General features: G+C 52.0%; 12 protein-coding genes. 5 read left to right on the top strand and 7 right to left on the bottom strand.

The features are described 5' to 3' along the window. Positions 1 to 59: 59 nt before the first annotated feature. Together olsF and JW499_RS04900 are read right to left on the bottom strand one after the other, a co-directional pair. Positions 60 to 1,775, bottom strand: coding sequence for a bifunctional ornithine lipid synthase OlsF (olsF, locus tag JW499_RS04905; protein WP_205209553.1), 1,716 nt, complete (start codon positions 1,773 to 1,775; stop codon positions 60 to 62). A gap of 132 nt (positions 1,776 to 1,907) precedes the next feature. Then, the gene (locus JW499_RS04900) at positions 1,908 to 2,096 is read right to left on the bottom strand and encodes a hypothetical protein (protein ID WP_205209552.1); all 189 of its coding nucleotides are present in this window, start codon (positions 2,094 to 2,096) and stop codon (positions 1,908 to 1,910) included. A gap of 199 nt (positions 2,097 to 2,295) precedes the next feature. Here JW499_RS04900 and JW499_RS04895 point away from each other — a divergent pair, with 199 nt between their 5' ends. From JW499_RS04895 to JW499_RS04875, 5 genes are all read left to right on the top strand, one after another. Next, the gene (locus JW499_RS04895; RefSeq protein ID WP_091353522.1) at positions 2,296 to 2,583 is read left to right on the top strand and encodes a helix-turn-helix domain-containing protein; all 288 of its coding nucleotides are present in this window, start codon (positions 2,296 to 2,298) and stop codon (positions 2,581 to 2,583) included. Positions 2,584 to 2,649: 66 nt separating this feature from the next. Beyond that, the gene (gene dinB / locus JW499_RS04890; RefSeq protein ID WP_269814536.1) at positions 2,650 to 3,726 is read left to right on the top strand and encodes a DNA polymerase IV; all 1,077 of its coding nucleotides are present in this window, start codon (positions 2,650 to 2,652) and stop codon (positions 3,724 to 3,726) included. A gap of 38 nt (positions 3,727 to 3,764) precedes the next feature. Then, complete coding sequence (locus JW499_RS04885; RefSeq protein ID WP_205209550.1) at positions 3,765 to 4,376, top strand: nucleoside deaminase; 612 nt, start codon at positions 3,765 to 3,767, stop codon at positions 4,374 to 4,376. Positions 4,377 to 4,456: 80 nt separating this feature from the next. Then, positions 4,457 to 6,019, top strand: coding sequence for a SulP family inorganic anion transporter (locus JW499_RS04880; protein WP_205209549.1), 1,563 nt, complete (start codon positions 4,457 to 4,459; stop codon positions 6,017 to 6,019). A 68-nt stretch (positions 6,020 to 6,087) separates the two neighbouring features. Beyond that, positions 6,088 to 6,888 (top strand): sulfite exporter TauE/SafE family protein, encoded by an 801-nt coding sequence (locus JW499_RS04875; RefSeq protein WP_205209548.1) that lies wholly within the window; start codon positions 6,088 to 6,090, stop codon positions 6,886 to 6,888. Positions 6,889 to 7,353: 465 nt separating this feature from the next. On the opposite strand, the gene JW499_RS04870 is transcribed toward JW499_RS04875, so the two are convergent. The 5 genes from JW499_RS04870 to JW499_RS04850 all read right to left on the bottom strand — a co-directional run bounded on the left by JW499_RS04870 (position 7,354) and on the right by JW499_RS04850 (position 12,971). After that, positions 7,354 to 7,698, bottom strand: coding sequence for a HopJ type III effector protein (locus JW499_RS04870; protein ID WP_205209547.1), 345 nt, complete (start codon positions 7,696 to 7,698; stop codon positions 7,354 to 7,356). 47 nt (positions 7,699 to 7,745) lie between these two features. Next, a complete protein-coding gene (locus tag JW499_RS04865) occupies positions 7,746 to 8,696 on the bottom strand; it encodes a ketopantoate reductase family protein (protein ID WP_091353541.1) in 951 nt (316 codons plus the stop codon). Positions 8,697 to 8,791: 95 nt separating this feature from the next. Then, the gene (locus tag JW499_RS04860; protein ID WP_205209546.1) at positions 8,792 to 10,285 is read right to left on the bottom strand and encodes a DEAD/DEAH box helicase; all 1,494 of its coding nucleotides are present in this window, start codon (positions 10,283 to 10,285) and stop codon (positions 8,792 to 8,794) included. Between the two features lie 75 nt (positions 10,286 to 10,360). Continuing rightward, positions 10,361 to 11,185, bottom strand: a complete 825-nt coding sequence (locus JW499_RS04855) for a class I SAM-dependent methyltransferase (protein WP_205209545.1) — start codon at positions 11,183 to 11,185, stop codon at positions 10,361 to 10,363. A 94-nt stretch (positions 11,186 to 11,279) separates the two neighbouring features. Then, positions 11,280 to 12,971, bottom strand: coding sequence for an AMP-binding protein (locus tag JW499_RS04850; RefSeq protein ID WP_205209544.1), 1,692 nt, complete (start codon positions 12,969 to 12,971; stop codon positions 11,280 to 11,282). Positions 12,972 to 13,049 lie beyond the last annotated feature (78 nt).

Below are 13,049 nucleotides of genomic sequence, written 5' to 3'. Positions count from 1 at the left end.
AAAGTCTGGCAGAAAAAAAGGGGCCTTGCAGCCCCTTGTTGTATTGAATATCGAATAGCTTAGTTGATATCACCAATATAACGGGCTCTTTTTTTCGCTTTAAGGTAATCCATATCCACCAGAACCAGCCCATCTACACAGAAATTGAAATCGGCATCAACGCCAAAATCGAGGAAGCGAACGCCGCCCTCTTCACAGACATCGGCATACTGCTTGTAGAGGGTAGGGACCGCGCAGTTGAGGCAATCCATCTGCTGCTTCAGTGTTTTGAAATCCTCTTTATAGTTGCTGCCATTGAAAAGTTTTTGCAGATCGGCGATGGTTTCGGGTTTCAGCGCGTAGGGGGTGAACGATTTTCCCAGGTTATCCCGATCTGGAAAATACAGACTGTAGAAAAACACCAGCAGATCCCTGGCGTGTTGTGGATAGCTGTTACTCAGGCTTACCGGACCAAACATATAGCGGACTTCGGGGTGACGTTTAAGGTAGGCTCCGATGCCATACCAAAGGTAATCAAGGCTGCGTTTGCCCCAGTACTTAGGCTGTACAAAGCTACGCCCCAGCTCGATACCCTGTTCGAAAAAGTGCTGCATAGCGGGGCTGTAATTAAACAGCGTTGAGCTGTACAGCTGATCATCTTCACTGTTATTCATCTTCCAGGCCTCCGCCAGGCGGTAAGCGCCGACGATCTCCAGTTCCTCTTCATCCCAGAGGATCAGGTGGCGATAGTGGGAGTCGTAGCGGTCCAGATCGAGCTTTTCACCGGTACCTTCGCCGACACAGCGGAATGATACTTCCCGTAGCCGGCCAACTTCACGCATGACGGCTGAATCGGCCTGATAATCGAACAGGTAGATGCGTTTGCCGTCTGCGGTCTCGCCCAGCAGTTCGGATTGCTTGAGTTCCTTTTTCAGCGCTTTCCGGTCCTGCGGATGGGCAATGGTCTTTTCGGTTTTGAACAGCGGACTCTTGCCTCTGGCCAGACGGTACAGGTGCTTGCGTACCATCTTGCTCTTTTCCACCCCCGACACCGGGAGTTTATCCAGTTGGCTGTAGGGGATCGGTTCGCCCACTTTAAACTTAAGATTCATGGCGTGTTTGTTAAACATCTCCCTTGGCAGCAGAAGTGCCGCCAGTGCACGATTGATACCGGAGATGGTATAGAACAGTGAGGAGTTCTTGCCGCCGATGAAAACTGGCAGAATAGGGCTGTTAGTCTTTTTGGCAAAGTGCAGAAAGCCCTGATTCCAGTTGCTGTCTTTTATGCCCGTGGCTCCGGCCCTGGACACCTCTCCCGCCGGAAATACAATCACCGCTTCCTCGTTATGCAGGGCATTGTTGATATTGGCAATATCCTGTTTGCGGGTTGCCCGGTTAAGGTTATCGACCGGCAGCAGCAGAGGGTTTAACTGCGAAAAGGATGACAGCATATCGTTGGCAACAATACGTACATCTTTGCGGATCTCGCCAATCATTTTTAACAGTGCCAGACCGTCCAGAGCCCCCAGGGGGTGGTTGGCAATAATCAGCACCCGGCCACTGGAGGGGATATTCATCAGATCTTTATTGGACAGGCTGTAGGTGAAACTAAAGTAGTCCAACACCCGGTCTATAAACTCGAACCCCTGGCAGTTATGGTTTTCCTCAAGAAATGTATTTACCTCATGTTCATGGAACAAACGGCGCAGCATAAACAGCGCCGTTTTCCGGATAAGCGCGGGTTTTGAGGCAAATGAGGGATATTTTTCGGTGATGACCTGTTCGACGTTAATCACGTTGTCTGACCTTTCCAATAACTGTTCACATATGCAAGTTATGTGATTTTCGTGACAGTTGGTTGGCAGAAAGGTGACTATCTGGTTACAGCCGATCAGGTTGATGATATTCAGTTCAGGTTATGGGACGCATTAGTCGAACTCAAGAGACTCCTTCCAGAGATCGCGGTCTTCTGTCCTGCGGCCATGATTCTTACGCCGATCTGCTTCAAAACGGATCTGATCGCGCCGGTCACGAATGTGGCGACGGTCCTTACCTGATCTTCGCTCGGGTATTATCCGTTTTGCTTGTTCATGGCTATCGGTATGATCTGTTTCCATCTTTACGGCCCTTTTGTACTACTCTTTCAGCTTAGAAGATTTTTTCGCAAATTCGAGCTGTGTGTGATCTGTTATCGCAGCTGTTGTCGACGGAGACAGAGGTTTTTGTGGTTGTTTTCTTGACGTTAAGCCCTTTAATCTTCTAAATTAGCAGCTGAAATTTTTAAGCTTCACGCATATCTAAGGGAATAGACGCATTATGGACAACCTTAATACGACATTTGCTCGTCGGCTTTTCATCTCCCATCTTATTACCACTGTTGATCGCCCCAGCGTACCCGTCCTGATGGAGAAAACAGGCTGGCCCAGACGTACCATTCAGGATGTTATTAAAGCGATTCCCGGTATGGGGGTTAATATCTACTTCAAGCAGGATGGCCGACGCAATAATGATGGTTATTATGTTATCGACCATTGGGGCGCAATTAATCCGGACTGGTTGAGTCAGAATATCGATGATGTGAAGAGTACGCTGAACTTTAATTAACTGTTTTTTTGTACAGTATTTCGTAGTAGGCTTAGGAAAACGCATTCTAACCGCGTTAATCCGGGCCTGGCAGTGACAGAGACACTTCAACGAAAAATTATCCATTGCGACTGTGATTGCTTCTTTGCAGCCGTTGAGATGCGCGATGATCCCACGCTCAGAGAGATTCCGCTGGCTATCGGTGGCTCCTCTGAGCGTCGGGGAGTGATCTCTACCTGTAACTATCCCGCCCGGAAATTTGGTATTCACTCCGCTATGGCAACCGCCCACGCGCTCAAGTTATGCCCCGCGCTGAAGGTTATTCCCGGCAATATGGAAAAATACCGTCAGGCCTCCGCTGCTATTATGGCGATCTATGAGGACTATACTGATGTGATAGAGCCATTGTCGCTGGATGAAGCCTATCTTGATGTGACTGGGACAACGCTAAAAGGGGGCAGCGCTACCCTGATCGCCCGGGAGATCCGCCAGCGGGTTAAGGACACCGTTGGCATCACCATCTCCGCCGGTGTTGCGCCAAATAAGTTTATCGCCAAGATTGCCAGTGACTGGAATAAGCCGGATGGCCTCTGTGTGATTACACCTGATCAGTTGGAATCCTTTGTGCTGCAGCTTCCGGTGAAAAAAATCTATGGTGTGGGAAAGGTTACTTCAGCGAAGTTGCAGCAGATGGGGATCGAGACCTGTGCTGACCTGCGAGCGTTGACTATGGCCCAGTTGGTCGATCGTTTTGGCCGGTTCGGTAAGCGGCTCTATGAGTTGAGCCGGGGTGAGGATGATCGCCCTGTACGAACCAGCAGAGAGCGTAAATCGATCAGTGTCGAACACACGTTCTCTGCTGACCTGCCCGATATAGCCAGTTGTCTGGAACAGCTGCCAGTGATGCTGAATGAGCTTGAATCACGTTTTAAGCGGCATTCAGATCAGCGGGAGATAGCGGGCGGGGTGATTAAACTGAAGTTTGCCGACTTTACCCAGACGACAATGGAGCAGAGTGGCACTGAGTGCTCCTTGGCGCTCTACCAGCATCTGTGCCGTGAAGCCTGGGAGCGGGGCAAGAAAGCGGTGCGGCTGATTGGTGTTGGTTATCGCCTGAAACCAAAAAACTCGCAAATGGCGGTCCAGCTGAAACTGATCGAATAAGACACCGGCTTAATATCACTGGCTTGGGGGAGACTCAGATGGCTAAGGCAGACCCGGTTTCATCCGGCACAACGTTAACCGCCCCATTGATTGGTCGCCTGGAGCAGCTGCAGGCCGATCCGGAGTATCGGGATGATCGCCATGCGCTTTACTGCTGCCGTCTGGCTCTGGATGCATTAGAGCAGGGAAACTACGGTGTGGCTGCGATTCTGACGGATCCCCAGGGAGCGGTGGTGGCTCAGTCGGAGAACCGGGTATTCAGTGCCACGCATGACAACAGTGATAGCAGTCGCCAGGGTTTCAGCAGCAGGGCCCATGCAGAGATGCTGCTGATCGATCAGTTGGAAGAGAACCTGATAGCACATCCCCCTCAACAGCTGACAATGCTGGTCTCTCTGGAACCCTGTCCGATGTGTCTGGCGCGGCTGCTGTTATCCGGTATGGGTTCAGTGCGGTATATTGCAGCGGATCCGCACGGCGGGATGCTGCACTGTATCGATAAGCTGCCGCCAGCCTGGCGAAACCTGTCTCAGCTACAAACCCACTATCAGGCCCATGTTTCAGAACCTGTTCGTCAGTTCGCTACCGATATCAGTTCAGCCAACCTTCCTGTGTTGCGAGAGAAGCTTTTAAAGCATATCCGCCCCTAAACCTGTTTTGTGCAGATGCACAATGCTATAATCGCGCTTTTTTTGCCGTCCGCTCTCAAAATCAGGAAAAGTGTTCCCCTATGCTGCAGTTGATTTATAAACGTTCTCAAAGCATGAAATCCGACATCTTGTCTGGTCTGACCGTGGCGCTGGCGTTGGTGCCGGAAGCCGTGGCTTTTGCTTTTGTTGCCGGGGTTGAACCACTGGTCGGTCTGTATGCCGCTTTTATGGTGGGACTGATCACCGCAACCATCGGTGGGCGGCCTGGGATGATCTCCGGTGCCACCGGTGCACTGGCGGTGGTGATGGTCAGTCTGGTGGCGGAACATGGCATCGAGTATCTGTTTGCCACCGTGGTGTTGATGGGAATCTTTCAGATTCTCGCGGGTACTTTTCGCTTGGGGAAATTTATCCGCATGGTACCCCATCCCGTCATGCTGGGGTTTGTAAACGGCCTGGCGATCGTTATTTTTCTGGCACAGCTGAAGCAGTTTCAGGTTGCCGATGCAGACGGGGTGCTGGGATGGATGCAGGGACAGCAACTGGCTGTCATGCTGGGTCTGGTGGTGCTGACAATGGCGATTATCCATTTTTTACCTAAGTTAACCAACGCCGTGCCCTCAACTCTGGTGGCGATTCTGGTTGTCACCGGCGTCGTGATCGGTCTGGATATCGATTCTGCCCGCAGCGTGCAGGATGTGCTCGCGGATATGACCGGTAATCCAGCGGCAAGCATTGCGGGTGGTTTGCCACAGTTTCATATACCCATGGTGGATATCAACGCAGAAACCCTGAAAGTAATTGTGCCCTATGCCTTGATTCTGGCTGCCATCGGTCTGATCGAATCGTTATTGACGCTGACACTGATCGATGAGATTACCGAAACCCGTGGTCGTGGTAACAAAGAGTGTGTCGGCCAGGGGGTGGCAAATGTGGTCACCGGTTTCTTTGGCGGAATGGGCGGCTGCGCGATGATCGGTCAGAGTATGATCAATATCGGTTCTGGTGGTACTGGCCGGGCCTCAGGCATCTCTGCGGCACTGTTCCTGCTGCTCTTTATTCTGGTGGGGTCAAGCTGGATTGAGATGATACCGGTGGCAGCACTGGTCGGGGTGATGTTTATCGTGGTGATTGGCACCTTTGAGTGGGCCAGCATCAACCTGATGCGTAAGATCCCACCCTCTGATGCTATCGTGGTCGTGACGGTGACGGTGGTGACAGTGATCACTGATCTGGCGATTGCGGTGATTGTCGGCGTGATTGTGTCTGCCCTGGTATTTGCCTGGAAGCATGCGAAACATATGCGCATCGATACCAGTATTGAGCAGAACGGCTTCCTCAAGGTTTATAAGCCCCATGGGCCGTTATTCTTCGGTTCTGTACAGGCGTTCCGGGATAACTTTACCCCTAAGTTTGACCCTCAGGAGGTGATCATCGATTTCGCAAACTGCCGGGTAATGGATCATTCCGGTGTTGAGGTGATCGACTCGCTGGTGGAACGATATGAGAAGGCCGGTATCGATATCCATATTCGTCATCTGAGTAATGAGTGTATCCGTCTGCTTGAAAAGGCGGGCAGTGCCGTTGAGATCAACCGGGACGAAGATCCCGACTACAAAGTGGCTGATGACAAGCTGGGATGATCTGCTACTTGTTATCTCCTGAAAACCCGCGACAATAGTCGCGGTTTTTACTTTAAGTGGATTTGAAAATGGATATTGGACTGATTGTCGCCTTTATTGCGTTGGGAACGATTGTCGGCTTTCTTGCGGGCCTGCTAGGCATCGGCGGAGGCCTGGTAATGGTGCCGGTGCTGACATCCCTGTTTATCTGGCAGGGGATTCCTCAGGAGCAGGTGGTGCATCTTGCTCTGGGTACCTCAATGGCATCGATTGTGATTACCTCGATCTCCAGTATGCGTGCCCACCATAAAAAGGGAGGGGTGCTGTGGCCAGTGGTAAGACTTATCGCGCCGGGGATCGTGGCCGGTGCGTTTCTCGCGACTTTTCTGGCTTCGGTGCTCAGTTCTGCATCTCTTGGGATATTTTTTGCCTGCTTTCTGGTGTACGCATCGGCTCAGATGTTCCTGAATATCAAACCGAAGCCATCGCGAAATCTGCCGGGTATGCCCGGGCTGTTTGCTGCCGGTAGTGTAATTGGCAGTATCTCGGCATTGGTTTCTATTGGTGGCGGGACGCTGACCGTACCCTATCTGAGCTGGCATAATGTTGATGTAAAGAAAGCGATCGGTACCTCTGCGGCTATCGGTTTGCCAATTTCAGTAGCAGGCTCCATTGGTTATCTTGTCAATGGTTTATCAGCAGATCTGCAGATCGACTACGTGTTTGGTTTTATCTATCTGCCTGGTGTCGTGCTAATCTCAATGATGAGCTATTTTACAGCGCCAGTGGGAGCGCATGTCGCCCATCGGTTACCGGTGCCGGTACTCAAGAAAGTATTTGCAGTATTGCTGCTGGGACTGGCGATTAAGATGATCAGTTCAGTTATCTGATGCGATGGCAAAGGTGAGTGCAGAACAGCGCAATAGAAAAAGCGCTTTACTGTGGCGGATGCTGAGAGTCAGCATCGGGTGATCTGCTAAAGGGTAACGACTAAACTTTCAGGCATAAAAAAAGAGCTTCAGGTCCCTGAGCTCTTTTTTAATTATGCTTGCTTTAGCTGCCCTGTGTAAGACAGGTCCATACTGTAACCTCTTCGCAATCCCGGAAGAGGCTTCCCATCCATGGAAATTTTCTGCGAAATACCAGTCAGCGTCCTGCCGATAGGTCATGTCCATATCGCGTTTATACTTCCATGTCCCCCAGCCTGTTCTTCAAATCCATGAAGAGTGTCGCTCCAACGCGGATAAGTATCGCGATATTGTGGCTGTGAGAATATAGGAAAAAGTCTTAATTTTGTCTTGGATAGGAGACTTTCCTGTCTAAAAGGTGCGACATGATGCCGCACCTGATTCAGATCAGGGTTTGGCGGTTAACGCGGTTTCTTCAAAAATGATGCCCGACCAGCCATGCACCATAAAGTTACGGATGTTGCCGTGATCGCTGCCCTGGGGATTCTCAAGTACATCGTTGTGATAGAAGCGACCAAAGCAGTTCAGGGTTTGCTGCTCTGACAGTCCATTCAAGCGGGCGAAAGCAAAGATTTTGCAGGAGCCTTCATTGGTGCCGGCTTCATTCACCAGTTCGCCATTGGTGAAGCGGGTCGGTGTGTAGTCGTAGTTTGCTGCGATAGTCGCCATTGTGTCTTCAAAATCAAAACGACCACTGTCATCAAGTTGCTCAAGAAACTGCTTAAGATCCATTCGGTATTCCTGTTGATTACTATTTTCTGCGATTTAAGTGTATTGCTCTATAAGGAGGGTTGTTCCTGCTGTTGCAGCAATGCGTGAACCAGTTCCGTGTTGGGCACATCGATGCCGAGCTGAACGGCCCGTTGTAGAACAGCACCGCTGATGCCATCCAGTTCCAGCGGTCGTCCCTTCTCTTTGTCGACCAGCATTGAGGTTTTGATCGCATCAAAGCTGCTGATCAGTTCAAACATCTCATCGACATCCTGTTTGCTGAGGATGACATCATCGGCAACGGAAACGGCGGCGACCTCCTGCATCATGCGATAAACCGTTTTGCCATAGGTGGGGTGTGATGTCAGGCTCCGGGTGTCCAGCCGGGTCAACGCGGAAAGCGGATTGACTCCATTATTGATCAGTAGTTTACGCCATAGTTCATGGCGGATATCCGCACTCAGCCGGGTAGGGATGCCTGCCTGGTTCAACACATCTACAATCGGTTCTAAGGTGCTGGGGTTGCAGGCCTGATCGCTGCTTTGGTTTGGCCAGCTACCCATCACCACCTGGGCGGGGCCTGTAGCCTCAATCTGTCCCGGCGCAATGATATGACCGCCGATGCGCACCGCCAGCCCTCCCAGAGTGCGTGGGCGTCCCAGAGCCTGTTCAATCAGAGGTTCGTTATCCACACCGTTTTGCAGTGATAAAACCGGTACCTCTGCAGTGTGCAGCCAGTCTTTCAACTGTTGCAGAATCGCTGCGGTAGCACCCGCTTTGAGCGTCAGCAGAATAAGGTCGAAGCTGTTGCACGGGTATTGGCGTTGAAGGCTATCGATATCAACCGCATCGACCGGTTGATTAAAACTGAGGTCAGGATGGCTTACCTGCAGTCCGTTTTGTTGCAACGCCTGCAGATGCTCGCCCCGGGCCAGGTAGCATACCTGATGGCCCTGAAGTTGCAGCCGGGCGCCGTAATAGCAGCCTATCCCACCGGCACCGATGAAAAGAAAACGCATAGTGCTACCTGCTCATATCAGTTTCTGGATGAGGGTAGCACTTTACCTGAAAAGATAACGATTTCCACCCGGGAAGCCGTTGTGAATGGCAATTTTTAACCGCGGGAAATACCGGGTCTGCCCCGTGCCGGGCGACGGTTCCCCGGTTTGGCCGGGCTGTTGCCTCCACTGTTGGAACGACCGCCACGGTTCGCGGGTTGCTGCTTGTTGCCAGAAGCGTTGCCCTGGGCCGCTTTGGCCTGCGCGGGTTTACGCTGGGCAGGTTTACCCGGGGTTAACGCGGTTTCCTGACGACCAGCGCCGCTGGTGCGGTGGCGCTTGTTCTTGCCGGCGGGCTTGTGGCCACGGGCAACATCTGCTGAGCGCTGGCCATCTTTGTGCTCACCCTGAGGCTTCGCTCTTTTGGGCTTATTCGGTTTGCGTTTGCGACTGTTGAGGCTGGATTCAGGCAGATTGTGTAGCGGCTGAAAGCCCAGAATCTCCTCCCGATCAAGTATCCGGCCAATCAGATGCTCGATATCTGACAACTGGTCAAACTCATCAGCGCTGACCAGTGAGATCGCCTGACCACTGGCGCCGGCACGACCGGTACGGCCGATCCGGTGAACATAGTCTTCTGCTACATTGGGCAGATCAAAGTTGACGACCTGAGGCAACTGATCAATATCCAGGCCTCGCGCAGCGATGTCGGTTGCCACCAGTACCTGAATCTTGCCCTGTTTAAACTCCAGCAGCGCTTTGGTGCGGGCTCCCTGACTTTTATTGCCATGTATGGCCGCGGCATTGACTCCGCCCGCATCCAGATGCTTACACAGCTGGTTGGCACCGCGTTTAGTACGGGTAAACACCAGCACCTGATGCCATTGGTGTTCCTCCAGCAGGGCGCTGAACAGTGCCGACTTCTGTTTCTTATCAACCGGACAGATCCACTGCTTTACATTGGTTGCAGTGGTGTTGCGCGGGGTGACAGAGATCTCGACCGGGTTGTTGACCAGCCCTTTGGCCAGATTGCGGATTGAATCGGAGAAGGTGGCTGAAAACATCAGATTCTGACGCTGTTTAGGCAGCAGATTGATGATTCTTTTGATGTCATGGATAAAGCCCATATCCAGCATCCGGTCCGCTTCATCCAGCACCAGCACTTCAACTTTGTTAAATTTAACGGCGTTCTGATTATACAGGTCCATCAGACGACCGGGGGTGGCGATCAGAATATCGATCCCTTTGCGCAGCTGCATCATCTGCGGATTGATACTGACGCCACCAAATACCACGGCCGAGCGCAATGGCAGATGTTGACCATAGTCGCGCACGCTTTCTGCCACCTGAGCGGCCAGTTCACGGGTGGGGGTGAGAATCAGTGCACGGATCTGATTGCCCTGGGCGCGTTCTCCACGGCTTAGCAGTTCCAGAAGAGGCAGGGTGAAACCGGCAGTTTTACCGGTACCGGTCTGAGCGGCAGCCATCAGATCCTTGCCCTCCAGTACAGCGGGAATCGCCTGCGCCTGAATCGGGGAAGGGGTCTCGTAACCTTTATCGGTAACGGCATCAAGTATCGGTGCCGACAGGCCCAGATCAGTAAATTTCATGCACTCTCTCTATCAACAGTATTGTCAAAATGACGAGCGCGAAGGATACAGCAAAGGCCGTGGGATTGGCAGTGATTATAACGTTGCTGTACAACTCAGTTGCCATACCTCGACCGCACCCTCACTGAGGTTAGCGATGACATTGGGGCCCATCTGCTTAAACGCTTCACCAAGAATCTGAATCGGTGAGACTGGCGGGGGGGCGGGGGACTTTTCAGTATGCTTCTCTTTATCCGCTTGCCGCTGACGCCATTGAAGTGCTTCCTCTGACCAGTTTTCTGCCGTGCTGAGTTGAAAACCACTTCTCTCCAGCAATGTAGATAGCGTTTCAAAGGTAATCAGATGTGACTGATCTGCGGAGCGTGCCCAGGGCACCGGATAGGTCATACGGGCGGAATGGGGGCCTTCTAATACCTCGTGTAGCAACAGCGAACCATTCCCATCCAGTACTCTCAGGCACTCTTGCAGGCAGCGCTCTGTATCCGGAATATTCAGCAGGCTGTGCTGCAGAATAATGCAGTCAAAACGGTTGTCAGCAAAGGGAAGTTGTTGCGCATCACAGGTGATTACCGGGGCGACTGAGCTATCTGTCAGAGCGGTCAGAGCACGGTTCAGGGTATTAAAACGGTGGGTGATATCGATACCAATCACCTCTGCACTGAAGCGGCTATTGATCATCCGCATCAGTCCGCCTGCACCACTGCCTATCTCCAGAATACGTCTGGGTTGCGCTTGTTCCAGCTGTTGCAGGAGCTTTTCTGACGCTTTGATGCCGCCGATATGTAACTGATCGATTGGAGCCAGCTGATACAGTGTCGGCCCTGCGGGATAACGTTCTTTCAGGGTGTTTAGCAGGGCGGTTTCAGCCATGTGAGCGCTGTAGTGGTGCTCTATATCCATCAGTATGTCCAGTGCAAAAAAGAACAGGGCCCAGCGTAATTTAACCTGACGTTAATACGCTTGAGCCCTGATATTCTATCGGCAAATCAACAGCTCAGATATCATCCAGCCCCAATTCTTTGATAGAGATCTCACGCATCTTGAATTTCTGAATCTTGCCGGTCACTGTCATCGGAAACTCATCAACGAACTTAAAGTAGCGCGGAATCTTGAAGTGGGTGATCTGCCCTTTGCAGAAATCCCGCAGCTGCTCCTCGGTGACGCTTTCTGAATCTGCACTCAGTTTCACCCAGGCGATCAGCTCCTCACCATATTTTTTGTCGGGTACACCGGTAACCTGAACATCGATGATGTTCGGATGGGTATAGAGAAACTCCTCGATCTCTTTAGGATAGACGTTCTCGCCGCCACGGATCACCATATCTTTGATCCGGCCAACGATCTGGATATAGCCGTCTTCATCCATGGTCGCCAGGTCGCCGGTATGCATCCAGTGGTGCTCATCGATGGCGCCTTTGGTGCCCTCTTCGTTGTTCCAGTATTTGATCATCACACTGTAACCCCGGGTGCACAGTTCACCGATCTCGCCCCGCGGCTGTATCCGCCCGGTCAGAGGATCGATAATTTTACTTTCCAGGTGTGGCTGGGTACGGCCCACGGTGGTGACCTGTTTCTCAAACGGATCATCCGCCCGGGTCTGGGTGGAGACCGGGCTGGTCTCGGTCATGCCGTAAGCGATCTGTACCTCTTTCATATGCATCTTGGAATTGACCGCTTTCATCACCTCGGCGGGGCAGATTGATCCGGCCATAATGCCGGTGCGCAGGCTGGAAAGGTCATAGTTATCAAAATCCGGATGATCCAGCTCGGCAATAAACATGGTGGGCACACCATAGAGAGCGGTGGCTTTTTCCTTCTCGACCGCTTCCAGCACCGCTTTCGGTTCAAAGCCTTCGGTCGGGTAGATCATGGTTGCGCCGTGGGTCATGCAGCCCAGGTTGCCCATGACCATGCCAAAGCAGTGGTATAGCGGTACGGGAATGATCAGCCGGTCTTTGTCGGTAAAGTTCTGACTCTCTGCAACAAAGAAGCCGTTATTGAGAATATTGTGGTGACTCAGGGTCGCGCCTTTAGGGAAACCGGTGGTGCCAGAGGTGTACTGGATATTGATCGGGTCATCAAACTGCAGCGACGCCTGAATATCCTTAACCTGCTGCAGGTCAACCTTGTCGGCTTGCTGAACAAAGGCGTTCCAGCGCCACATGCCGGGATGCTGCTCATCCGCCAGGTTGATGATGCATTCCAGGGTTTTCAGTTTGGCCGATCTGAGCTGGCCGATCTCGCAGTTGTTCAGTTCGGGCGCCAGCTCCAGTAACATCGCGGTGTAATTGGATGACTTGAAACTGTCTGCAGTCACCAGAAATTTGGTGCCGGACTGATTCAGGGCATATTCCAGTTCATGCAGACGATAGGCTGGGTTGATATTCACCAGAATCGCACCAACCTTGGCTGTGGCGAACTGGGTGATCGTCCACTGGGCGGTATTGGGTGACCACATGCCAACACGATCACCGGGCTTCACGCCGATGGCCAGCAGGGCCCGGGCGCACTGTTCAACTTTCTCTTTCAGCTCGGTGTAGGTCCAGCGAATATTCTGATAGTGAACAATCAACGCATCATTATCGGGATAGGTGGCGCAGATCTCATCAAACTTTTCGCCAATCGTCATGCCCAGCAGGGGAGTGTTGCTGGTGCCACTGGTATAACTGGGTTGTGCATTGCTCATTGCTTCATCCCTTCATTATTTTTATATATTGAGGGTTAAATATCCGTGCTGTCAGCCTGATCAGCACGGATATCTGCT

It is taken from the genome of Amphritea pacifica, from assembly GCF_016924145.1.
GTDB lineage: Bacteria > Pseudomonadota > Gammaproteobacteria > Pseudomonadales > Balneatricaceae > Amphritea > Amphritea pacifica.
Note: the sequence above shows the minus strand (reverse complement) of the source record. Positions and strands in the feature narration are given on the sequence as shown.

Excerpts from the sequence above, each read along its gene's own strand:
- JW499_RS04900 (WP_205209552.1), bottom strand. The coding sequence starts at position 2,096 with ATGGAAACAGATCATACCGATAGCCATGAACAAGCAAAACGGATAATA.
- JW499_RS04870 (WP_205209547.1), bottom strand. The coding sequence starts at position 7,698 with ATGGATCTTAAGCAGTTTCTTGAGCAACTTGATGACAGTGGTCGTTTT.
- JW499_RS04875 (WP_205209548.1), top strand. The coding sequence starts at position 6,088 with ATGGATATTGGACTGATTGTCGCCTTTATTGCGTTGGGAACGATTGTC.
- JW499_RS04885 (WP_205209550.1), top strand. The coding sequence starts at position 3,765 with ATGGCTAAGGCAGACCCGGTTTCATCCGGCACAACGTTAACCGCCCCA.
- JW499_RS04855 (WP_205209545.1), bottom strand. The coding sequence starts at position 11,185 with ATGGATATAGAGCACCACTACAGCGCTCACATGGCTGAAACCGCCCTG.
- JW499_RS04865 (WP_091353541.1), bottom strand. The coding sequence starts at position 8,696 with ATGCGTTTTCTTTTCATCGGTGCCGGTGGGATAGGCTGCTATTACGGC.
- JW499_RS04880 (WP_205209549.1), top strand. The coding sequence starts at position 4,457 with ATGCTGCAGTTGATTTATAAACGTTCTCAAAGCATGAAATCCGACATC.
- JW499_RS04850 (WP_205209544.1), bottom strand. The coding sequence starts at position 12,971 with ATGAGCAATGCACAACCCAGTTATACCAGTGGCACCAGCAACACTCCC.
- JW499_RS04895 (WP_091353522.1), top strand. The coding sequence starts at position 2,296 with ATGGACAACCTTAATACGACATTTGCTCGTCGGCTTTTCATCTCCCAT.
- JW499_RS04860 (WP_205209546.1), bottom strand. The coding sequence starts at position 10,285 with ATGAAATTTACTGATCTGGGCCTGTCGGCACCGATACTTGATGCCGTT.